Origin of the sequence: Bacillus sp. TH30 (genome assembly GCF_016650875.1) — a bacterium.
Taxonomy (GTDB): Bacteria; Bacillota; Bacilli; order Bacillales; family Bacillaceae_G; genus Bacillus_A; species Bacillus_A mycoides.
On record NZ_JAEKEY010000002.1, the window covers coordinates 3283017 to 3303354 of the forward strand.

Sequence of the window (20338 nt, forward strand, 5' to 3'; positions counted from 1 at the left end):
GGTAGACGTATGAAGCAACAACCAAAAATTGCAGAACTTCTGAAACGAATTGAAACTTCAAAACAGCAAGATATCGAACTAGGTTCCTATGAAATATATGTGTTTAGCGAAAATGAATTAGAAAAAGGACAAATCGGTTATCGATATGATAAACATAAAAATTCATTAATAAGTGAAGAAAGTGGAAAATGGAAAGAGGAATGGATTGTTATCGGATATGAAACGGATATGGGGGATCCTGTTTTCGTAAATGTAGCTGATGATGCTTATCTAGTCTATACCGCAGAGCGTGGTACAGAAACGTGGCAACCCGTTCATATTGGAAATATGGATGAAATTATAAAACAATTATAAGAAAAACTTTGAGACCGGTGCAAAGTGATAGGAGAGAAAAATGAAGTATATAAAAATAATGAGCGCTATTGCAGTCATTGGAATATATATGGGAGGTTGTTCGCAAGAAGAGCCGAAAAAAGAAACAACCTCTTCTATACAAGAAAAAAACAAAGATAATAAGGAAGACGCACCGGTAGAAAAGCAGCAAGAAGAACAAGAAAAGAAAGAACAGCCGCAAGCAATTCAAACGAATGAGCAAGTGGAACATAAGCAGGAGGAAGTGCCGGCTGAGGAAAAGAAAGAGGAAACTACGCCGCTGCAGCCAACTGAGCAACCAGTACAAAATAATGAACAAAAAGTAGAGAGTAATGAAAAACAAGAAAAGTTTCTCGTCGTTATTGATCCAGGGCATCAACAAAAAGCGAATTTAAATTTAGAGGCAATTGGTCCAGGAGCAACTACGCAAAAATATAAAGTAACAGACGGAACAGCGGGAGTTGTAACGAAAAAGAGGGAATCAGTTCTTGTATTAGAGATGGCTTTTATATTGAAAGAAAAACTGGAAGCAAAAGGTATACAAGTATTGATGACGAGAACGTCACATGAGGTTGATATAAGTAATAAGGAACGAGCAACATTCGCGAATGATCATAAAGCGAATTTATTTTTGCGCCTTCACGCAGATGGTTCTGAAAATCCAAATCAAAGTGGATTTGCTGTATTGACACCGGCAGAAGGAAGTCCGTATACGAAAGAGATTTATGCTGAAAGTCTTCAAATCTCTCAAACGATAGTAAATAAAATGAGAGAGAATCATCAAGTGAAAGTAAATGGAATTAAATTTCGGGATGATCTTTCTGGATTTAATTGGTCAAAAGTTCCAGGAGTACTATTAGAACTTGGATTTATGTCAAACCCTGAAGAAGACAAAAAATTATCTGACCCACAGTATGTAAATTCTTTATTGCAAAGTGTAACGGATAGTGTGGATGAATATCGGAAGGGTAAAGATTAAACGAGGTCTTACATGTAAGACCTCGTTTTTCTATATGAAAAACAATCGTGAATTAGAATATTATGGATAAAACTAATATGCTTAATTTTACCTGCACTTTTTGCCGAATGCTGATACAATAAAGGATGTTACTATTTAGTAGAAAGAGTGGTAAACATGTTAGATTGGATGAAAAAGCTGTTTAACAAAGAGGAAGAAAAAACAGTGATGAATAAAGAAGTACCGGCACAAATTGAAAGTCAGCCGAAAATTCCTCGTGTAAACCACTACACTGAAGCAAGAGAAGCACAAATGGCAAGTCGGAATGCAGGGAAATGTCGTTTTCCATTAATACCAGATAATGGCTTCGATGAGGAGGATGTAAGAGAACTGCCTAACTTTGAAGAACAACCTATTCAAAGAGGAGCATATGAAGAACAGCCTACTCAAAGAGGAATAAAAGTGGAAAGAAGCAGACGACCGTATGTGGAAACAGAAGCACCTACATATGAGGAACCGGAATTGCAATATGAACCGGAACCAGAGCCTGTCGTAAAAAAAGCATTCGTACCGTCGCAAGAAAGTAACCGTAGACCATTTCGTCCAACAGAAATGATTTCTCCGATTTATGGATATAACCGTCCTTCAGTAGAAACGAAGGTTGTGCAGGAGGAAGAAAAGGTAAGAGAAGATCTTGAAATATCTGTTGAAGGAAAAGCTGTTGTTGACGCATGGTTAGAGAAAAAGGGATATACATTATCTGACTTTTCGGGAGTTCTACAAGGAAGTTCATCTGTTAAGAACGGAGTGAACGAACGAAGTAATAAAGTAGAAGAAAAATCGGTTGTGGATACATGGTTAGAGAAAAACGGTTACGAAGTTGAACGTCAAGCCCCTTCATTAGAAGAAAGCCTAAGTGATGATTTGCTTCATAAAACAGTAGGACAGCATGTGGAAAAAGAGGCTACAATTGTACAAGCCTTGAAGCAGGAGCAAGATGTAGTGGCGTTATCATCTACAGAAGATAACGAAGAAACTTTACAAGAAGAGTCAATAGATTCTAAAGTAGAGCATGTGTATTCGATATTAACAGAAGAAAATGAATGTAATACAGAAATAGAAGAAACTGTTGCTGAAGTTGCAGCAAATCAAGTCGAAGAAGAAACCTTAGAAGATGTAGTGATTGTAAAAGCAGATGAAAAGCTTGAAGAAACAATTACTATAGAAATACCAGATGCTTTTGAAGAAGCTAAGGAAGCAGAAGAAGTTGTGGAATTAGAAGCAACTGAGGAAGCAACAGAAGAAGTTGTGGAATTAGAGAAATCTGAGGAAGCGACAGAAGAAGTTGTGGAATTAGAAGAAGCTAAGGAAGCGACAGAAGAAGTTGTGGAATTAGAGGAAGCTGAGGAAGCAGCAGAAGAAGTTGTAGAATTAGAGAAATCTGAGGAAGCGACAGAAGAAGTTGTGGAATTAGAAGAAACTAAGGAAGCGACAGAAGAAGTTGCAGAATTAGAGAAATCTGAGGAAGCGACAGAAGAAGTTGTGGAATTAGAAGAAACTAAGGAAGCGACAGAAGAAGTTGCAGAATTAGAGAAATCTGAGGAAGCGACAGAAGAAGTTGTGGAATTAGAAGAAACTAAGGAAGCGACAGAAGAAGTTGCAGAATTAGAAGAAGCTAAGGAAGCGACAGAAGAAGTTGTGGAATTAGAAGAAACTAAGGAAGCGACAGAAGAAGTTGTGGAATTAGAAGAAACTAAGGAAGCGGCAGAAGAAGTTATGGAATTAGAGAAATCTGAGGAAGTGACAGAAGAAGTTGTGGAATTAGAAGAAACTAAGGAAGCGACAGAAGAAGTTGTGGAATTAGAGAAACCTGAGGAAGCAGCAGAAGAAGTTGCAGAATTAGAGGAAGCTGAGGAAGCAGCAGAAGAAGTTGCAGAATTAGAAGAAGCTAAGGAAGCGACAGAAGAAGTTGCGGAGTTAGAGGGTACTAAGGAAGAAGAACCAATTTCTCAAGAAACAGTAATTGAAGAAACGATGAATACAGATTTAGTGGAAAATACACCAGTTGCAGAGCAACCAGTGATTTCTCAGCAAGAAACAATTACGTTCAAGGAAGAAAGTGAAGTATTCGTACCAGTTTCAGAAACGGATGAGCAAACAAAGAAAGATGTTCAAAACTTTGCGAACGTTTTAATTGAAGAAGCGGAAGAAAAGAAGCAAGTTGCTGAAGAACAGCCTGCTTTACAAATAGAAGAACCGAAACGTGAGAAAAAACGTCATGTCCCATTTAATGTTGTCATGTTAAAGCAGGATAGAAAGAAATTAATGGAAAGACATGCAGCAAGAACGAACGTAATGCAATCAACTGTCAGTGAACGAGTGGAAGAAAAGCCAGTGCAGCAAGTGGTAGTAGAACCACAAGCAGAAGAAAAGCCAATGCAGCAAGTGGTAGTAGAACCACAAGTGGAAGAAAGTCCAGTGCAGCAAATGGTAGTAGAACTACAAATGGAAGAAAAGCCAATGCAGCAAATGGTAGTAGAACCACAAATGGAAGAAAAACCGATGCAGCAAGTGGTAGTGGAACCGCAAGTGGAAGAAAAACCGATGCAACAAGTAGTGGTGGCTGGACAAGTACAAGAGTCAATTTCTAGTACGGAAGTACAAGAGAAAGCATATGTTGTAAATCCAAAAGAGAACGATATGCGTAACGTACTACAAGCGCCACCGAAGTATGAACTTCCGCCATTAACGTTGTTGTCAATTCCGCAGCAGGCAGCATTAGATAATACGGAGTGGCTAGAAGAACAGGAAGAATTATTAAATACGACATTTAATAATTTCCATGTTGGAGCACATGTTATTAATGTGTCACAAGGGCCGGCGGTAACTCGTTTTGAAGTACAACCAGACCCAGGTGTGAAAGTAAATAAAATTACAAATTTAAGTGATGATATTAAGTTAAGTTTAGCTGCGAAAGATATTCGAATTGAAGCGCCAATTCCAGGGAAGAGTGCAATTGGAATTGAAGTTCCAAACAAGGAAAGTAAGCCAGTATTCCTGCGTGAAATTTTAAGAAGTCCTGTATTTACAAAGAGTGAATCACCGCTTACAGTTGCGCTGGGGCTTGATATTTCAGGTGATCCAATTGTAACGGATATTCGAAAAATGCCACATGGACTTATTGCGGGTGCAACTGGTTCAGGGAAAAGTGTGTGCATTAACGCGATTTTAACGAGCATTTTATATAAAGCGAAGCCGCATGAAGTGAAGTTGATACTAATTGATCCGAAGATGGTTGAGCTTGCACCATACAATTCTGTTCCACATCTTGTAGCACCTGTTATTACTGACGTAAAAGCAGCTACAGCTGCGTTAAAGTGGGCGGTTGAAGAGATGGAACGTCGTTATGAATTGTTTGCTCATGCTGGCGCTCGTGATTTAACTCGTTACAATACGATTGTAAGTGGTAGAGAAATCCCAGGTGAGACATTACCTTATATTGTAATCGTCATTGACGAGTTAGCGGACTTAATGATGGTTGCTCCTGGTGATGTGGAGGAAGCGATTTGTCGTATTGCACAAAAAGCTCGTGCTTGTGGTATTCACTTATTAGTTGCGACGCAGCGTCCATCTGTAGACGTTATTACAGGTTTAATTAAATCAAACATTCCAACGCGTATTGCGTTTACAGTATCATCTCAAGTTGATTCGCGTACGATCATCGATATTGGGGGCGCGGAGAAGTTACTTGGCCGTGGTGATATGCTATTTTTAGGAAACGGCACATCTAAACCAGTTCGTGTACAAGGTGTATACGTATCAGATGATGAGATTGAAAGAACAGTTGATCATGTGAAAAAGCAAATGAAGCCAAACTACTTATTTAAGCAAGAGGATTTATTAGCAAAATCAGAGCAGAGTGAGTCTGAAGATGAACTATTTTTTGATGCATGTCAATTTGTTGTAGAGCAAGGGGGAGCGTCCACATCTTCTGTACAGAGAAAATTCCGCATAGGTTATAATCGCGCGGCACGTCTAATTGAAGAGATGGAGTCGCAAGGGATTATTTCTGAAGGAAGAGGAACGAAACCGAGAGATGTCCTTATTTCTGAGGATGAATTCGCTGCTATGCAGGAAACAAATGTATAGGAAACGGTTTTGCTGTATACTAATAGAAAATGTTGGATAGTAAAGTAGGGAGTAAAGCGACATGAAAGAAATTGAATTAAAATTAAAAGGTGAAATAAATCGACTAACAAATAAAACATTTAAATTTGATGAACGTGTTGGAGAAGGCTGGTTCTCTGCCGTTTACTTTTTAAAAACTAGAGAAATCATTGAAGAATTTCGCCCGAAAAGTGTTGTAACAATGCAGTTTTTTCAAAAAGAACATGCAGTTCTTTGCGGAGCAGATGAGGTAATCGCATTGCTACAAACATTTGCCAAAAATCCTGAGGAATTAGAAATTCATTCTTTAAAGGATGGCGATAATATTAGTCCGTTTGAAACAGTTTTAACAATTCATGGTCCTTATGAATACTTCGGCTTTTTAGAAGGTGTAATTGATGGGATTTTAGCTCGTCGTACATCAGTTGCGACAAATGTATATAACGTTGTCCAAGCTGCACGTAGTGTAGATAAAGAAAAACCGGTTATTTTCATGGGAGATCGTGATGATCATTATACGCAACAAGCTGGTGACGGTTATGCGGCATACATCGGAGGTATGAGCGCACAAGCGACGCATGCAATGAATGAATGGTGGGGAAGAAGTGGTATGGGGACAATGCCTCACGCATTGATTCAAATGTTTAATGGTGATGTTGTTGAAGCTGCAAAAGCATATCATAAAAAATTCCCAGAAGATGAATTAGTTGTATTAATTGATTACAACAATGATGTCATTACAGATGCACTTCGCGTAGCGCGTGAATTTGGATCAACATTAAAAGGTGTACGTGTCGATACGTCTCGCACAATGATTGATCAATACTTCATTCGTCACCCAGAAGTACTTGGAACATTTGATCCACGTGGTGTAAATCCATCACTTGTATTTGCACTTCGTAAGGCTCTTGATGAGGAAGGGTTCCAACATGTAGATATCGTTGTAACTGGTGGGTTTGATGAGAAGCGTATTCGTGAATTTGAAGCTCAAAATGTTCCTGTCGATATATACGGAGTAGGAAGTAGCTTATTAAAAATGAATATTGGTTTTACTGGTGATAACGTAGAATTAAATGGAAAACCAGAAGCAAAAGCTGGTCGTAAATACCGTCCAAATTCACGTCTAGAGCGTGTTCAATTAGAAACAAAAGAAGATATGTAAAAGCGAGAAAAACTGATAGGTGATTGACCCTATCAGTTTTTCTGTTATCATAGTATAGCGGCTTGTTTTTTGCTATAATAAATGTGTTATGGACATAAAAGAAGTACGTACGAGTTTATCACTGATAAGTGAATATAAAAAGAAATTCACTGCATCAGAAATGTATGATGATTACCAAAATAAGAAAAGATTCATATACTGTCTTATAGATAGGCCGTTGTATTAGTTCGAAATGTTGGAGGTTCTTTAAGATGACAGTTTACCATTTTGTAGGAATTAAAGGAACAGGAATGAGTTCATTAGCGCAAATTCTTCATGACATGAAGCATACTGTTCAAGGGTCTGATTATGAAAAGCGTTTCTTTACACAAACAGCATTGGAAAAGCGTGGTATTTCCATCCTTCCTTTTGATAAGAATAATATTAAAGAAGGACAAGTGATTATCGCAGGAAATGCATTTCCTGATACGCATGAAGAAATCGTAGCAGCAAAAGAATTAAATATCCCAGTACATCGTTACCATCACTTCTTAGGTGATCTTATGAATCAGTACACAAGTGTTGCTGTAACTGGTGCACATGGAAAAACATCAACAACTGGTTTGTTAGCCCATGTAATGCAAGGTGCACACCCAACATCATACCTTATTGGAGATGGAACGGGGCATGGGGTAGAAAATAGTAAGTATTTTGTATTTGAAGCTTGTGAGTATCGTCGTCATTTCTTGTCTTACTATCCAGACTATGCAATCATGACAAATATCGATTTCGATCACCCAGATTATTTTGCAGACATCAATGATGTATTTAATGCATTCCAAGAGATGGCATTGCAAGTGAAAAAAGGTATTATTGCATGTGGTGATGATGAAGAACTTCAAAAAGTTCAAGCGAAAGTACCTGTTATTTTCTATGGATTTGGAGAAGATAATGATTTCCAAGCACGTAACATTCAAAAGAGAACTGATGGTACTATATTCGATGTATTCGTTCGTAATACGTATTATGACACGTTCAAAATTACAGGATACGGCGATCACAGCGTATTAAATGCATTAGCAGTAATCGCGCTTTGCCATTATGAAAACGTTGATGTAGAAGCAGTTAAGCATCAGCTAACAACTTTTGAAGGCGTAAAACGTCGCTTTAATGAAAAGCCAATGGGAGAACAAGTTATCATTGATGACTATGCACACCATCCGACAGAAATTAATGCAACGATTGAAGCAGCTCGTCAAAAACATCCAGAGCGTGAAGTTGTCGCTGTATTCCAACCACATACATTCTCACGTACAGAGAAATTTTTAGATGAGTTCGCGGAAAGCTTAAGTAAAGCTGACCAAGTATACTTATGTGATATTTTCGGATCAGCACGTGAAAACAAAGGTGAATTAACAATTGAAGATCTGCAAAAACGTATCGATGGCGCAGAACTAATTACAGATACAACAACGGATGTGTTAAAGAAACATAAAAACGGCGTTCTTATTTTCATGGGCGCAGGTGACATCCAAAAATTCGAAGCAGCTTACGTAAAAGAAGTTCAAGTTGCAGAGAAGTAATAGAAAAGACGCATAGCTTGGCTGTGCGTCTTTTTTGTTGTGTTCGATATATTTTAAAAAGCGTTGATATGTTGGTATTGTTCATTTTTTTTGTATAGTTGTTTTAATAAGAATATATATAGTGAACTAAAAAGTACATATCCAATTAAATAATAGAATGAAAACATATCGAATTGTTTTGTTATCATAATTCGAATCGCGAAAAAAGTAAATGGAAGAGCGATTAACAGTCTTGAACTAATGGAAATAATTGTTTTAAAGTATTTTAATAAATCTGTATTCCAATGATTTTCTCTAAAAATAAACCAAATGTTGCTGGCAACAAAGGCAAGTAAGAATGGCAAGTTAGCTGAAATATTTATAAACCCAAGTGCAATAGGTACTGATAAAGCACCAAGTGGACCGATAGATAGACCAGAATAATATTTAATAAATGTATTTGTAGATTGCTGTGCATCTTGAATAACATCTGTATATTCTACTGTAATTTCCTTTGCTAATTCTTTTGGAGGAAGAAATTCTTCAATCACTTGTGAAGGAATGCTTGCTGATGGTATCCCTTCACTTTCTTTACTTAATGCATTTTCATATAAATCGGATTTGATTTCTAGCACATGTTGTTCTCTTGCTGACGTAGGTAAGTTCATTAAACCTTTATGAAGATCGTGTAAGAAAGAAACAATGAGTTCATTTGAAAAGAATTGTTCCTTGTTCATTTTTTATCCTCTCCTTTAGCTAGTAACATTAGAGCTTGGTATACTGCATCATAATCATGTAAGCGACTATTTAAAATTTCTCTCCCTTCGTCTGTAATGCGATAGTATTTTCTTTTTGGCCCATCACCGGACTCTTCCCAATAGGAAACAGCCCAATTGTTTTTCGTGATTCGATTTAATATAGGGTAAATCGAACCGTTCGGGATATGAAACACAGGGATATCTTGTAAGGCACTTGTAATTTCGTATCCATACATAGGTTGTTTGCTTATTAAAGACAAAATAGCGAGATCAAAAACACCTTTACGTAATTGAATTATAAAATTATCATTTTTTTCCATACTTTAACTATATATGATTCATATCTAGATATCAATCATATATAGTGATTATTCTTATATAAAACCGAAAAAGTGCGAATGTTTAACTTTTTTCACCTATAAGTGTTAGAATAATAGGAAAATTAAAAGGGGCTAAAAAAACATGTTCACACTCCGAGTAGATGACGAAATCGAATTACAGTTATTAGAGAAGCATCATAAAGAGGAACTATATGAATTAATAGACCAAAACCGTAATCATTTACGAAGATGGCTTCCTTGGGTAGATGGGACGAAATCTGCTGATGCGTATAATGAGATTTTTCCGATGTGGTTAAAGAAATTTGCAGAGGGAGATGGGTTTGAGGCTGGTATACGCTATAAAGGAAAGCTCGTTGGGATGGTAGGTATTCATCCGGTGAGCTGGGGTAAGAAAGCTACGAGTCTTGGATATTATCTTGCAGAAGATGCTGGCGCGAAAGGTATTATGACGCGAAGTGTGAAGGCTGTGCTTCATTATGCATTTGATAATTTAAAGCTGAATAAAATTGAAATTCGTTGCGGTGTTGAAAATGCGAAAAGCCGTGCGATTCCAGAACGTTTAGGTTTTAAATTAGATGGTATTTTAAGAGATGACGAATGGTTATACGATCATTTTCAGGATATCGCTGTGTACAGTTTACTAGCTTCAGAATGGAAAAAAATTCGATGAACGAGAAGATTTGTATTATTCCGTATGAAAGTATGTTTCAAGAGGAAGTAGTAGATCTTATCGTTCATATTCAGCGAAAAGAGTACAAGGTCCCTATTACGAAAGAAGAGCAGCCGGACTTACTTGAAATAGAAACGTTCTATCAAAGGGACAACGGAAATTTTTGGGTAGCAACTTATGATGGTAAAGTAGTTGGAACGGTAGCTTTATTAGATATTGGGAAGCATCAAGTAGCGCTAAGAAAAATGTTCGTGAAGAAAGAGTTCCGCGGAAAAGAATGGGGTGCATCAAGTATGCTACTTCAAACAGCAATTTCTTGGGCGAAGGAAAAGAAATTGGAAGACATTTATTTAGGAACAACAGTTAAATTTCTAGCAGCACACCGTTTCTACGAAAAGAATGGTTTTCAAAGCGTGAGTATAGAAGAGTTGCCAAGAAGTTTTCCAGTGCTAGAGGTAGATAAGAAATTTTATAGATATATTATTTAAAAGGTCATTCATAAATGGCCTTTTTTTATGAACTAAAATGGAAAACATGGTATAATTTGGTTAGCGGAGGTGTGTGTATGGATTTTCCAATTCAAAGAAGTAAGTCAGCGGTAATTTTCGTTAGTCTCACGTTAGCTTTTATGTTTGTATATCCAATTTTTGTGTTCTTTACAAGAAAAGGGGATTGGGCTCCAGCTCTAATTGGGATGGGATTATGTTTTATTGTAAATATCCCTCTCGTTTGGGAAATATTCATTAAAAAACATAAAGTAGAAAATGGTATTTTAAAATATGGAATTTTAAATGACGACGTTGTATTAAAAGATATAAGAGTTGTTCGTCAAGTTGGGAAATCCCTTGAAATTACGACGAATGCATATAAAGTACATATGATTGCGATGCCGCAAGATATGACAAGTTTTTTGTCACTTGTTGAGAAAGAGAATCCACATGTGAAAATAGAAATGGTAGGTAAGAAATGAAATATGTAAAACTTTTGTTTTGTTTGGAAATTTTGTTTGTGCTTGTTGGTTGCACTAGAGTATATATGAAATGGGATCTGCCCTTATATGTCCCAATATTAATAGGTACTATCGCAGTGACGCTTTTATTTTATTTTCATTTTCAGCAAACAAAAAGCGAGAAAAATAGCTCCATATAAAGTAGGGGGATTAGAAATGAAAAAGATCTATATGTTGTTTTTGTTTCTGCTAACTGCATCCATTCTTTTAATAGGATGTAGTGCGAAGAAAGAGAAGTCTGATGTTAGTTTAGAAAAGGCACAAAAAATTGAAATTGAATCGCTTATTGATTCGAGTGATAAAAAAACAATTACCGATAAGAAAGAAATCACAAAGTTGTTTGAATCAATCAAAATGGATGAGTGGGAAATGGAATCGGCTCCTTTAGATACTCCGCAAGGGAAAACGTTTAAAATGTATCAAGAGGATACACCGAAATTATTGGATTCGGGTAAAGATAAAAAAGAGTTACATGAAATTGGTACTATGACAGTATATAAAGATGTCCCTTATGTTGAGGTTGAATTGAAAATTAATAAAATAAAAAATAAAAATAGTTTTAAAGTACCAGAAGATGTGGCTAAAAAATTATTGGAGTATTAATGAAAAAGCGCTCGGGATTCTATCCGAGCGCTTTTCATATTATTTTAAGTTCTCTGGGTTTAAAGCTTCTAGTTCAGTTACAACGAAGCGTCCGTCTTTACGGATTAATACGTCGTCGAAGTAAATTTCACCGCCGCCGTATTCAGGGCGCTGAATGCATACTAAATCCCAGTGAATGTTAGAGTTGTTGCCGTTCCATGCATCATCATAAGCTTGTCCAGGTGTGAAGTGGAAGCTGCCATCGATTTTTTCATCGAATAGAATGTCTCCCATTGGATGTAAGATGTATGGGTTTACGCCGATTGCGAACTCACCAACGTAGCGTGCACCTTCGTCTGTATCGAAGATTTTGTTAATGCGCTCTGAATCGTTTGCAGTTGCATCAACGATTTGGCCATTCTCAAATTTAAGTTGTACATTTTCAAATGTATAACCGTTGTAAGGAGATGGTGTGTTGTAAGAAACTGTACCGTTAACAGAATCGCGAACTGGTGCAGAGTATACTTCACCATCTGGAATGTTTAAATGACCCGAGCATTTAATAGCTGGAATGTCTTTAATAGAGAATGTTAAGTCAGTTCCAGGGCCAGTTAAGCGAACCTTATCTGTTTTATTCATTAATGTAACAAGGCTATCCATCGCCTTATCCATTTTACCGTAGTCTAAGTTACAAACTTCGAAGTAGAAGTCTTCGAAAGCTTCTGTGCTCATTTTAGCAAGCTGCGCCATAGAAGCATTTGGGTAGCGAAGAACAACCCAGCGTGTTTTCGGAACACGGATGTCTCTATGAACTTTTTTGCCAATTGTTTGGCCGTGAACTTTCATACGTTCACTTGGAACGTCAGCTTGTTCGTTAATGTTATCACCAGAGCGAAGGCCGATATAAGCGTCCATATCTTTCATTACGCTCGCTTCATATGCAGCGATTTGTTCGAAATGTTCTTCAGTAGCACCCATTAATAAAGAGCGATCTACTTGATGATCTTTTAAAGAAACGAATGGGAAACCACCAGCTGCATATGCTTCTTTTACAAGTGCAGTTACAAGTTCTTTTTGTAAGCCAAAGTTTTCAATTAATACTTTTTCGCCTTTTTGTAAACGAATAGAGTAGTTAATTAAATTGTATGCTAACTTTTCAATGCGTGGATCTTTCATATGTAAAGCCTCCCTACTAATTATGTATCCTCTCCTATTGTAACCTACTTAGTGGAATTTGTTGAATCATTTATGTTAAAGTTAACGAATAAGTATGAAAATTCTAATGAAAAGATAGGGATTAGAATGAAACGGAAAATGATTGTATAATGGGAGAAAGTATGAAAAAGATAAAGGAAGTGATGAAATGCAAGTTCTTCTATATGTAAGTGCGGCTATTATCGCGGTTGCTTTCGCAGTATTAGTAGTGTATGTATGCAGAACATTGTTATCGGTTCAGAAGACGTTAGAAAACGTTGCGAGCACGTTAGAAGGTTTAGAAAAGCAAATGCAAGGAATAAGCGTAGAGACGGAGCAATTATTACATAAGACAAATGCGTTAGCTGATGATATTCAACAGAAGTCACAGTCGCTAAATAAAGTAGTAGAAGGTGTGGATGGAATCGGAACGACGATCCACTCTTTAAATACGAAGCTTCGCAACGTTTCAGAGTCTGTTACGGACGAAATTGAAAATAATGCAGATAAAGTGGCACAAGTTGTACAGTGGAGCAGCGCAGCAATTGAAGTATATAATCATTACCGTACTACGAGACAAGAGAAAAAGATTGAAAAAGAAGAGCGTAAACTTGAGAAAGCTGAGCAGAAGGCTGAAAAGAGAGAGAAGCGCTCTAGACTTCGCATGAGAGGTGAGTAATGATGAGTATGATGAAGATTGAAACAATTGAAGAACTTGAAGCGTTAGTAGAAAAGAACGAGCCTTACGTTCTTTTTAAACATAGTGCGACATGCCCAATTAGTCACGGTGCATATACAGAGTTTCAAGCGTATTGCGGTGAAGAAAGAGAAGTGCCAGCATATTACTTATACGTACAAGAGGCGAGAGATGTTTCGAACCATGTTGCAGAGCAGTACAGCATTAAGCATGAATCTCCGCAAGTGTTATACATAAAAGATGGAATGGTAGTATGGCATACATCGCACTGGAATATTAAAAAAGAAGCTTTAGAAGAGAATGTAAAATAGGGGGAGGCAAGCGGAGGGCTTGCTTCTTTTTTATTTTGTTGCAATATATTTAGTGGTACACTAGAGATACTTTAAAACTAAGTAAATTGACTTTTGAAAGTGGGTTTTAAGCAATGAAGAAAATGGCATTATGCATCGCAAGCTTAAGTTTATTACTGGGGGCTTGCAGCAATAATACTATTGAGAAGAAGGATGAAGTTGTACAGAAAGATACGAAAGAAAAAAGTATGATTCCAAGAACTGCTGTTTCTAAGGATTACTATAGAACTGTTATTCCTTTAAAAGAACAAAAGGTAATTAATACAGTTAATGTTAAAACTAATTCTAAACTAGATTTAGCAGAATATGAAAATGGTTTAATGGATATTGCTTCAAAACAATTCGATACAGAAAATTACGTATTACAATTAAATCAATATATTCCAGAGAAAACAATTGATGAATTAGTTACGAAACAAGAAGTACCAGTTTTGACTAATATTATAGAACAGGACTACTTCGGCAAACAAAATTCAAATGAACTAAGCTTATCTGGTGTTGTTATTGGTTTATCTATGTCTTCAAGTGTATCTAATGAGGAAGCTATTTCTAAAGGTACTGAAGTCGCTAAGGGGCTTATAGAAGCTATTAATAAAAATGATAAATATAACAAATCTCCAATTACATTTGCTATATTCAAGCAAGAAAGTACAAGTTCTTTAAAGAATGGTACTTATATTTCAAGCGCTACTGTTCAAAAGAACGAGACTAATCTTGGAAATTGGGATACTATTGATGAAAAGTCGTATTCGTATCCTTCTCAAGAATTTGGGGGGGCACATGGAGAAGATAATGATAAGCTAAAGAAATTTTCTGAAGCAATGAAGGCATTTTCTCCAGGAGATTATATCCCTGTTAATGCTAAGATTTCTTATAAGCAAAATAAGATGGATAAATTAAAGATGGATATTGTCGTTAAATATAACGGTAAGTCAGAATTAATGGCACTCTCTCAAACGGCTGCTCAAAGTATGTTAGAACAATTTCCTAAAGATGCTAAAGTTCAATTACAGATAAAGTCCGAGAATAAAATCGAGGCTGTTATTATAAAAGAGAAGAACAGCGATAAACCGTTTGTTTCTTTCCTATAATAAAAAAAGACAGTTTTTAAGCTGAGGCTACTGAAAAAGTGAATACTTCGAGAAAAACATTTCGAATTTCCTAAAGATGTTGAAAGAAGAAAGGAGGTCATTACCTGTACATAGTAGGGAATGACCTCTTTTTTCTTATGAAATAGACTCTTTCAGTGCCCTCTTTAAAGTGTCAGATTATGTTGATGTTATTCAAATTGGCGCTCGCAATATGCAAAACTTTGAACTGTTAAAGGCAGCTGGTGCTGTAAATAAACCAATAGTATTAAAGCGTGGTTTATCAGCAACAATTGAAGAATTTATTAATGCAGCAGAATATAGTATGGCAGAGGGGAATGGTAATATCATTTTATGTGAGCGTGGTATTCGCACATATGAAACAGCAACGCGTAATACGCTTGATATTTCCGCTGTGCCAATTTAAAAGAAAGAAACACATTTACCTGTTGTTGTCGATGTAACGCATTCTACAGGGCGACATGACCTTCTCTTACCGTTTGCAAAAGCGGCTATGGCAATTGGTGCTTTTGCTATTATGGCTGAAGTACATCCAGACCCAGCAGTTACATTATTCCGCTATTTGTGGGCAGTTGATCTCCCACCTCAAAATTCGGCTGAAGCAAAGAAGTTAGGTGGGAGATCAACTGCCCGTAAAAGCCCGATTGGTTCAACTATTAATCAGCGGGGGATGAACAAAACCCCCACTGATTAAAGTTTCACTTTATCAGATGAAGCGCAGCAAATGGACATTCCAGAATTCAATGAGTTTATGAAAGAATTAAAAGCATTCGGAAGTAAATTATAAAAAGATTTCTTAGTCTATGTAGCCCTTGTTACATAGCTTTTTTACAAAAATTGACCTTTTTTGCATAAAAAATACGAAAATACGAGAAAAGAAGCGAATTTTTTCGAAACTTTTGCGGGAAAATATTGTATGACCCTGTGTTTTTAGCGTATCATTAGTAAAAGGAAGAACTCGGGACGATTGTTGGCATCTGCAAATAGAGTTGATGTCTTTTTTTCATTCAAGTGAACCGATACATAAAAATAGATAACATAAATAGAAGGAGTGTGCGAAGAGATGAACGTAACAATCTATGATGTAGCGCGTGAAGCAAATGTTTCAATGGCTACCGTATCACGCGTTGTGAATGGTAACCCAAATGTAAAGCCTACAACAAGAAAGAAAGTATTAGAAGCAATTGATCGTTTAGGATACCGCCCGAATGCGGTAGCACGTGGACTAGCAAGTAAGAAGACAACTACAGTGGGTGTTATTATTCCTGATATCTCAAATACGTTTTATGCAGAACTTGCTCGTGGAATTGAAGATATCGCAACAATGTACAAATATAACATCATTTTAAGTAACTCTGACCAGAACAAAGAGAAAGAGTTCCACTTATTAAATACGATGCTTGGGAAACAAGTGGACGGGATTGTTTTCATGGGTGAAGATATTACAGATATTCACGTTGAAGAGTTCAAAAAATCTCCAGTACCAATTGTATTAGCAGCGTCATTTGATGAACAAAATGAAACGTCATCAGTAAATATTGATTATACACAAGCAGCTTACGATGCAATGAAGCATTTTATTGAGCAAGGACATAAACGTATCGGTTTCGTCTCTGGTCCTTTCATTAATAAAGCAGGAAGCGCGAAGAAGTTACAAGGTTATAAAAAAGCTTTAGAAGAAGCAGGTATTTCATATGATGAAAATCTTATAATTGATGGAGATTACACATATGATTCAGGTATAGAAGCGTTTGAAAGACTTTGGGGCATGGATGAAAAACCAACAGCAATCTTCGTATCTTCTGATGAAATGGCACTAGGTGTAATCCACGCAGCACAAGACGCGGGATTAAACGTACCAACGGATATCGAAGTGCTTGGTTTTGACAACACACGTCTTGCATTAATGGTTCGTCCGCAACTTTCGACAGTTGTACAACCAATGTATGATATCGGTGCAGTAGCAATGCGTCTACTAACGAAATATATGAACAAAGAAAAAGTAGAAGATCACTCAGTTATCTTACCTCACCGTATCCAATTTAGAGATTCAACGAAGTAAGAATAAGAGAGCTCACAGCGATAGCTGTGAGCTTTTATTCATATTCAGGATAATGGTGTTTAACTACTGTCTCTACACTTTCAGTTTTCTTAACATGTAAAAAGCGTGCATATAATTCTTTTCCTGTCTCAAATGGTGTGTCATCTAATTCGAAAACATGCAACACTTTTCTAAACGTCCATGTTACTTGCTCACCGTACATATTATCGTACGTATCTTCAGACTGTAGAGCTATCTTTTCACCTAGCTTGTGAGCTTCCTCTAAACTGTTCGCCTTAACGAGAATGATACTTTCTTCAAAAAGTGTATCGTGATTCTCTTCATAATGTTCATCAATTTTACTAGGATTAGGCTCACCTGAATGGACAGATTCAAATAATAATTTTACAGCATACACATGAGATCAGTCTCCTTATGCTGAATGTTTTACTTTATAAACAATACTCGCGATAAGTGAAGCGGGTATTGTAAATATGTTGCTTTGATAATGGTAATGTATTTGGGATTCTTTATAAGACATTCGCTACAGTTGGGGTTATTCCTTGTTATATGTCACACAAGTGCAAATTTAACTATTATAGGGCAATGTCATGTATAATAGAAAGAAAAGGCTTGTGAGGGGGGAGAAGAGATGATCGTTCTTTGGATAATTACGCTTTGCATGACTGCTATTTTTGCATATATGACGTTAAAACAAAATGGCTTAAAGCGATTTGTTCCAGGAAGTATTCTTGCAGGAATCGCCCTTATCACGTATGTAATTTCTATTTTTATTGAAAGTGTATCAGTGGACATGAGCACAAGTTTAATGTTCATGGGTATTACACTATTTGCAGGTAGTATTATGGTACTTATGGTTGCAGGTATTATTTTATTTATTCATATGAATTCAGAAACGTTATAGCATATAGAAAAGGCATGTCCCGAGGGGGCATGCCTTTTTATCCGTTCAATTATGCTCTATCTTTAGAAGAATTTTGTTGTTTTAGTAAGTCGCGAATTTCGCCAAGAATTTCTTCTTCTTTTGTTGGCTCTGGAATTTCTTCTGTCTTTTCTTCTTCTTCTCTTTTAGATGTTAGTTTGTTGAAAACTTTAACGAACATAAAGATAGAAGCTGCAATAATTAAGAAATCAAAAATAGTTTGGATGAAGTTACCATACATAACAGCAGATTTACCATATCCAAAATGTAAATCTGTAAAGTTAACGCCGCCCAGTACCATACCAAGTAATGGTGTGATGATATCTTTTACTAAAGAACTAACGATTTTACCGAATGCAGCACCGATTACAACCCCGACAGCTAAATCGATTACATTCCCTTTGAATGCGAATTTTTTAAACTCGTTCCACATGTGTTAATCCCATCCTTTCCACGATTCAATATGAAATTTATAATTCCTATCAACATATTCTATAGAAGTTTGCGAGAGAAATAAAGAGGAAATGGGAATGAAAGTAAATTCTGAAAAATGTATCCGTTTTAATTTTTAGTTGCATTCTCCAGTAGAGATTGCAACAGTTGCTGCGTTTTTAATCCTTCTAATCCATCTACAACAGGTTTTGTATCTCCGTGAACACATTCGATAAAATGATGAACAGCATCTTCAAAACCGCGCTGTTTTAACGTCGTATCCCATGATGGTGAACCGCTTTGCGAAACGGAGTTTTCTTGTTCAATTTCAAATGTATTCATATTTTTTACGCGAATAATTTTCCCTGTCGTTACAAGTTCAATTTGTTCTAAGTTTGTACCTGCATGGCGATGCATCGCGGTAGAAAGTAACAGTCCATTTGCAGTTGTATATGTATGATGTCCGTAAAGAAGTTCGTTCTTTTCATTGATTTGCATCATATTATGAACGATGTTAAGGTCATCGTTAGCTAACCAGCGAGCAGTATCTACAATATGTAAGTAATCATCTAACATAGTAAAGTCATACGTATATGGCCCCACCTTATTTGTGCGGTGCTTTTCAATTCGAATCCATGAAATATCATTTGCTTGATCTTTGGCAGCAACGTACATAGGAACGAATCGGCGATTAAATCCGACCATCAACTTTCGGTTATACTTCTCGCTCAACTCGACTAGTTTCTCAGCTTGTTCTACTGTAGCTGCTAGCGGCTTATCAACATAAACATCGATTCCTTTTTTCAGAAGTTCAGAAACGATTTCATAATGTGTAGCAGTTGAACTATGAACGAAAGCCGCATCACATTCTGAAGCGAGTGCCTGAAGGTTAGCGAAATCTTGAATACGATATTGCTCGCAAATTTGTTTTCTTTTATTAACATTAGGTGTAAACGCTCCCACAAAAGTCCAATCAGTTTCCTTTGTCAGTGTTGGAAGGTAAGCCTTTTGTGCAATACTACCTAATCCAATCATTCCAATACGAGGTTTGCTCATGTTTTTTTCCCACCCTATTATAAATATATAAGTTGTCTAGCTGTATAGCTATGTGACGAAATAACTGTAGCATAGACTGGGGAGAATGGCAAAAAATAGATTTGAAAATGATACGTTTTTTATAGGAAATGAGCTTTTATTTATTTGTCGCTAATAAAATCTTCTCTATCTCTTCAAAGTTATGAGCACGGGCGTGTTGCAATGGGGTAATACCATCATTGTCGGGAATATTTATATCAGCACCATGTTCAATAAGAAGTTGAATGACTTGTTGCTGTGTTTCGTTTCCATTACTTAGTACGATGGCTTCCATTAAAGCGGTCCACCCGAGATTATTTACATGGTTAACATCAATAGTTGTTCGCGTAAGGAGTTCTTTAATAACATCAATATAGCCATGTTCTGACGCGGGAATAAGAGCTGTTCCGCCGTAACGATTCGTAAGCGTTGGATCCGCACCAGCATCAATCGTTAGTTTTAAAATGTCCAAGTAACCTTCTGCACCGGCGTATAGAAATGGATTGTTTTTCATATCATCTTGGATATTTACGTCAGCACCAGCGTCGATAAGAGCTTTGGCGGTTTTTACATCATTTTTGTATGTAGCAATCATAAGAGAAGTACGTCCTTTATTGTCCGTTATATTTATGTCAGCCCCTTTTTTGAGTAATGATATAACAGTATTCGTTTCTTGTTTCTCAGTAGCTGTTAGTAGCGCTGTCTCCATGTTTGTCATCTCCTTTTTTACTTCTTGTTCTTGCGAGCATCCTTGCAAAAAAATTACGCAACAGATCATGCTTAATGTTTTTTTGAACATGGAATTTCAACCTCCTCATTGCAACTGTAAAATAAGAACATTAAATTTTTATAAACTGACGCTAAAATTACTATAAAATCGCTTGAGTATTTGAACATATATTTTTATGCTTATGAATAACAAGGTTTGTTAAAGTGAG

Annotated in this window: 22 protein-coding genes and 3 pseudogenes; 17 read left to right on the top strand and 8 right to left on the bottom strand. The window is 36.6% G+C overall.

The window, feature by feature from the left end; genetic code table 11:
* Nucleotides 1–9 precede the first annotated feature (9 nt).
* The 5 genes from JFU20_RS19040 (at nucleotide 10) to murC (ending at nucleotide 8221) form a co-directional block, all read left to right on the top strand.
* Entirely contained in the window at nucleotides 10–354 is a 345-nt protein-coding gene (locus tag JFU20_RS19040) for a hypothetical protein (protein WP_002015616.1), read from the top strand.
* 40 nt (nucleotides 355–394) lie between these two features.
* Entirely contained in the window at nucleotides 395–1351 is a 957-nt protein-coding gene (locus tag JFU20_RS19045) for an N-acetylmuramoyl-L-alanine amidase (RefSeq protein WP_002015615.1), read from the top strand.
* Nucleotides 1352–1507: 156 nt separating this feature from the next.
* On the top strand, nucleotides 1508–5479 hold the full coding sequence (locus JFU20_RS19050; RefSeq protein ID WP_201038836.1) for a DNA translocase FtsK: 3972 nt from the start codon (nucleotides 1508–1510) through the stop codon (nucleotides 5477–5479).
* A 61-nt stretch (nucleotides 5480–5540) separates the two neighbouring features.
* Nucleotides 5541–6659: a nicotinate phosphoribosyltransferase gene (locus JFU20_RS19055; RefSeq protein WP_002015597.1), complete on the top strand. Its 1119-nt coding sequence runs from the start codon at nucleotides 5541–5543 to the stop codon at nucleotides 6657–6659.
* A gap of 251 nt (nucleotides 6660–6910) precedes the next feature.
* Nucleotides 6911–8221, top strand: coding sequence for a UDP-N-acetylmuramate--L-alanine ligase (murC, locus tag JFU20_RS19060; RefSeq protein ID WP_002015598.1), 1311 nt, complete (start codon nucleotides 6911–6913; stop codon nucleotides 8219–8221).
* Between the two features lie 53 nt (nucleotides 8222–8274).
* On the opposite strand, the gene JFU20_RS19065 is transcribed toward murC, so the two are convergent.
* Together JFU20_RS19065 and JFU20_RS19070 are read right to left on the bottom strand one after the other, a co-directional pair.
* Entirely contained in the window at nucleotides 8275–8937 is a 663-nt protein-coding gene (locus JFU20_RS19065; RefSeq protein WP_201038837.1) for an HAAS signaling domain-containing protein, read from the bottom strand.
* Nucleotides 8934–9278, bottom strand: coding sequence for a PadR family transcriptional regulator (locus tag JFU20_RS19070; RefSeq protein ID WP_012261844.1), 345 nt, complete (start codon nucleotides 9276–9278; stop codon nucleotides 8934–8936). The genes JFU20_RS19065 and JFU20_RS19070 overlap by 4 nt, the downstream gene beginning before the upstream one ends.
* A gap of 142 nt (nucleotides 9279–9420) precedes the next feature.
* On the opposite strand from JFU20_RS19070, the gene JFU20_RS19075 reads away from it, so the two are divergent.
* The 5 genes from JFU20_RS19075 to JFU20_RS19095 all read left to right on the top strand — a co-directional run bounded on the left by JFU20_RS19075 (nucleotide 9421) and on the right by JFU20_RS19095 (nucleotide 11581).
* A complete protein-coding gene (locus JFU20_RS19075) occupies nucleotides 9421–9969 on the top strand; it encodes a GNAT family N-acetyltransferase (protein WP_201038838.1) in 549 nt (182 codons plus the stop codon).
* A complete protein-coding gene (locus JFU20_RS19080) occupies nucleotides 9966–10457 on the top strand; it encodes a GNAT family N-acetyltransferase (protein WP_033715950.1) in 492 nt (163 codons plus the stop codon). The genes JFU20_RS19075 and JFU20_RS19080 overlap by 4 nt, the downstream gene beginning before the upstream one ends.
* Nucleotides 10458–10534: 77 nt before the next feature.
* The gene (locus JFU20_RS19085; protein ID WP_201038839.1) at nucleotides 10535–10939 is read left to right on the top strand and encodes a PH domain-containing protein; all 405 of its coding nucleotides are present in this window, start codon (nucleotides 10535–10537) and stop codon (nucleotides 10937–10939) included.
* The gene (locus JFU20_RS19090; RefSeq protein WP_078175974.1) at nucleotides 10936–11118 is read left to right on the top strand and encodes a hypothetical protein; all 183 of its coding nucleotides are present in this window, start codon (nucleotides 10936–10938) and stop codon (nucleotides 11116–11118) included. The genes JFU20_RS19085 and JFU20_RS19090 overlap by 4 nt, the downstream gene beginning before the upstream one ends.
* A 16-nt stretch (nucleotides 11119–11134) precedes the next feature.
* Nucleotides 11135–11581, top strand: a complete 447-nt coding sequence (locus JFU20_RS19095; protein WP_098665479.1) for a hypothetical protein — start codon at nucleotides 11135–11137, stop codon at nucleotides 11579–11581.
* Nucleotides 11582–11620: 39 nt separating this feature from the next.
* Here JFU20_RS19095 and JFU20_RS19100 read toward each other — a convergent pair whose 3' ends face one another.
* Nucleotides 11621–12736: an aminopeptidase gene (locus JFU20_RS19100; protein WP_002067601.1), complete on the bottom strand. Its 1116-nt coding sequence runs from the start codon at nucleotides 12734–12736 to the stop codon at nucleotides 11621–11623.
* 187 nt (nucleotides 12737–12923) lie between these two features.
* Between JFU20_RS19100 and JFU20_RS19105 the strand changes: the two genes are divergently transcribed.
* The 6 genes and pseudogenes from JFU20_RS19105 to ccpA all read left to right on the top strand — a co-directional run bounded on the left by JFU20_RS19105 (nucleotide 12924) and on the right by ccpA (nucleotide 16972).
* Nucleotides 12924–13433: a DUF948 domain-containing protein gene (locus tag JFU20_RS19105; protein WP_012261840.1), complete on the top strand. Its 510-nt coding sequence runs from the start codon at nucleotides 12924–12926 to the stop codon at nucleotides 13431–13433.
* Nucleotides 13434–13435: 2 nt separating this feature from the next.
* The gene (ytxJ, locus tag JFU20_RS19110; RefSeq protein WP_201038840.1) at nucleotides 13436–13762 is read left to right on the top strand and encodes a bacillithiol system redox-active protein YtxJ; all 327 of its coding nucleotides are present in this window, start codon (nucleotides 13436–13438) and stop codon (nucleotides 13760–13762) included.
* A 113-nt stretch (nucleotides 13763–13875) separates the two neighbouring features.
* Nucleotides 13876–14892, top strand: a complete 1017-nt coding sequence (locus JFU20_RS19115) for a CamS family sex pheromone protein (RefSeq protein WP_002015611.1) — start codon at nucleotides 13876–13878, stop codon at nucleotides 14890–14892.
* 175 nt (nucleotides 14893–15067) lie between these two features.
* A pseudogene (locus JFU20_RS30210) lies at nucleotides 15068–15604 on the top strand (hypothetical protein); the annotation flags it as partial.
* A 6-nt stretch (nucleotides 15605–15610) separates the two neighbouring features.
* A pseudogene (locus tag JFU20_RS19130) lies at nucleotides 15611–15697 on the top strand (bifunctional 3-deoxy-7-phosphoheptulonate synthase/chorismate mutase); the annotation flags it as partial.
* A gap of 276 nt (nucleotides 15698–15973) precedes the next feature.
* A complete protein-coding gene (ccpA, locus tag JFU20_RS19135) occupies nucleotides 15974–16972 on the top strand; it encodes a catabolite control protein A (RefSeq protein WP_002034370.1) in 999 nt (332 codons plus the stop codon).
* A 34-nt stretch (nucleotides 16973–17006) separates the two neighbouring features.
* Here ccpA and JFU20_RS19140 read toward each other — a convergent pair whose 3' ends face one another.
* Together JFU20_RS19140 and JFU20_RS19145 are read right to left on the bottom strand one after the other, a co-directional pair.
* On the bottom strand, nucleotides 17007–17369 hold the full coding sequence (locus tag JFU20_RS19140) for a DUF4288 domain-containing protein (protein ID WP_002015593.1): 363 nt from the start codon (nucleotides 17367–17369) through the stop codon (nucleotides 17007–17009).
* A gap of 15 nt (nucleotides 17370–17384) precedes the next feature.
* Nucleotides 17385–17492, bottom strand: a pseudogene (locus JFU20_RS19145) (DUF3949 domain-containing protein); the annotation flags it as partial.
* A gap of 111 nt (nucleotides 17493–17603) precedes the next feature.
* Here JFU20_RS19145 and JFU20_RS19150 point away from each other — a divergent pair.
* Nucleotides 17604–17876 carry a DUF3917 domain-containing protein gene (locus JFU20_RS19150; protein ID WP_000636592.1) on the top strand — a complete coding sequence of 91 codons (273 nt, stop codon included), beginning with the start codon at nucleotides 17604–17606 and terminating at the stop codon, nucleotides 17874–17876.
* A gap of 49 nt (nucleotides 17877–17925) precedes the next feature.
* On the opposite strand, the gene mscL is transcribed toward JFU20_RS19150, so the two are convergent.
* From mscL to JFU20_RS19165, 3 genes are all read right to left on the bottom strand, one after another.
* On the bottom strand, nucleotides 17926–18327 hold the full coding sequence (gene mscL / locus JFU20_RS19155; protein ID WP_002067610.1) for a large conductance mechanosensitive channel protein MscL: 402 nt from the start codon (nucleotides 18325–18327) through the stop codon (nucleotides 17926–17928).
* Between the two features lie 128 nt (nucleotides 18328–18455).
* Nucleotides 18456–19382, bottom strand: a complete 927-nt coding sequence (locus JFU20_RS19160; protein WP_002164963.1) for a Gfo/Idh/MocA family protein — start codon at nucleotides 19380–19382, stop codon at nucleotides 18456–18458.
* Between the two features lie 136 nt (nucleotides 19383–19518).
* Nucleotides 19519–20199: an ankyrin repeat domain-containing protein gene (locus JFU20_RS19165; protein ID WP_002164964.1), complete on the bottom strand. Its 681-nt coding sequence runs from the start codon at nucleotides 20197–20199 to the stop codon at nucleotides 19519–19521.
* Nucleotides 20200–20338: the final 139 nt, after the last annotated feature.

What these genes read in the sequence shown, in the direction of transcription:
- JFU20_RS19040 (WP_002015616.1), top strand. Translation starts at nt 10, where the DNA reads ATGAAGCAACAACCAAAAATTGCAGAACTTCTGAAACGAATTGAAACT.
- JFU20_RS19045 (WP_002015615.1), top strand. Translation starts at nt 395, where the DNA reads ATGAAGTATATAAAAATAATGAGCGCTATTGCAGTCATTGGAATATAT.
- JFU20_RS19050 (WP_201038836.1), top strand. Translation starts at nt 1,508, where the DNA reads ATGTTAGATTGGATGAAAAAGCTGTTTAACAAAGAGGAAGAAAAAACA.
- JFU20_RS19055 (WP_002015597.1), top strand. Translation starts at nt 5,541, where the DNA reads ATGAAAGAAATTGAATTAAAATTAAAAGGTGAAATAAATCGACTAACA.
- murC (WP_002015598.1), top strand. Translation starts at nt 6,911, where the DNA reads ATGACAGTTTACCATTTTGTAGGAATTAAAGGAACAGGAATGAGTTCA.
- JFU20_RS19065 (WP_201038837.1), bottom strand. Translation starts at nt 8,937, where the DNA reads ATGAACAAGGAACAATTCTTTTCAAATGAACTCATTGTTTCTTTCTTA.
- JFU20_RS19070 (WP_012261844.1), bottom strand. Translation starts at nt 9,278, where the DNA reads ATGGAAAAAAATGATAATTTTATAATTCAATTACGTAAAGGTGTTTTT.
- JFU20_RS19075 (WP_201038838.1), top strand. Translation starts at nt 9,421, where the DNA reads ATGTTCACACTCCGAGTAGATGACGAAATCGAATTACAGTTATTAGAG.
- JFU20_RS19080 (WP_033715950.1), top strand. Translation starts at nt 9,966, where the DNA reads ATGAACGAGAAGATTTGTATTATTCCGTATGAAAGTATGTTTCAAGAG.
- JFU20_RS19085 (WP_201038839.1), top strand. Translation starts at nt 10,535, where the DNA reads ATGGATTTTCCAATTCAAAGAAGTAAGTCAGCGGTAATTTTCGTTAGT.
- JFU20_RS19090 (WP_078175974.1), top strand. Translation starts at nt 10,936, where the DNA reads ATGAAATATGTAAAACTTTTGTTTTGTTTGGAAATTTTGTTTGTGCTT.
- JFU20_RS19095 (WP_098665479.1), top strand. Translation starts at nt 11,135, where the DNA reads ATGAAAAAGATCTATATGTTGTTTTTGTTTCTGCTAACTGCATCCATT.
- JFU20_RS19100 (WP_002067601.1), bottom strand. Translation starts at nt 12,736, where the DNA reads ATGAAAGATCCACGCATTGAAAAGTTAGCATACAATTTAATTAACTAC.
- JFU20_RS19105 (WP_012261840.1), top strand. Translation starts at nt 12,924, where the DNA reads ATGCAAGTTCTTCTATATGTAAGTGCGGCTATTATCGCGGTTGCTTTC.
- ytxJ (WP_201038840.1), top strand. Translation starts at nt 13,436, where the DNA reads ATGAGTATGATGAAGATTGAAACAATTGAAGAACTTGAAGCGTTAGTA.
- JFU20_RS19115 (WP_002015611.1), top strand. Translation starts at nt 13,876, where the DNA reads ATGAAGAAAATGGCATTATGCATCGCAAGCTTAAGTTTATTACTGGGG.
- ccpA (WP_002034370.1), top strand. Translation starts at nt 15,974, where the DNA reads ATGAACGTAACAATCTATGATGTAGCGCGTGAAGCAAATGTTTCAATG.
- JFU20_RS19150 (WP_000636592.1), top strand. Translation starts at nt 17,604, where the DNA reads ATGATCGTTCTTTGGATAATTACGCTTTGCATGACTGCTATTTTTGCA.
- mscL (WP_002067610.1), bottom strand. Translation starts at nt 18,327, where the DNA reads ATGTGGAACGAGTTTAAAAAATTCGCATTCAAAGGGAATGTAATCGAT.
- JFU20_RS19160 (WP_002164963.1), bottom strand. Translation starts at nt 19,382, where the DNA reads ATGAGCAAACCTCGTATTGGAATGATTGGATTAGGTAGTATTGCACAA.
- JFU20_RS19165 (WP_002164964.1), bottom strand. Translation starts at nt 20,199, where the DNA reads ATGTTCAAAAAAACATTAAGCATGATCTGTTGCGTAATTTTTTTGCAA.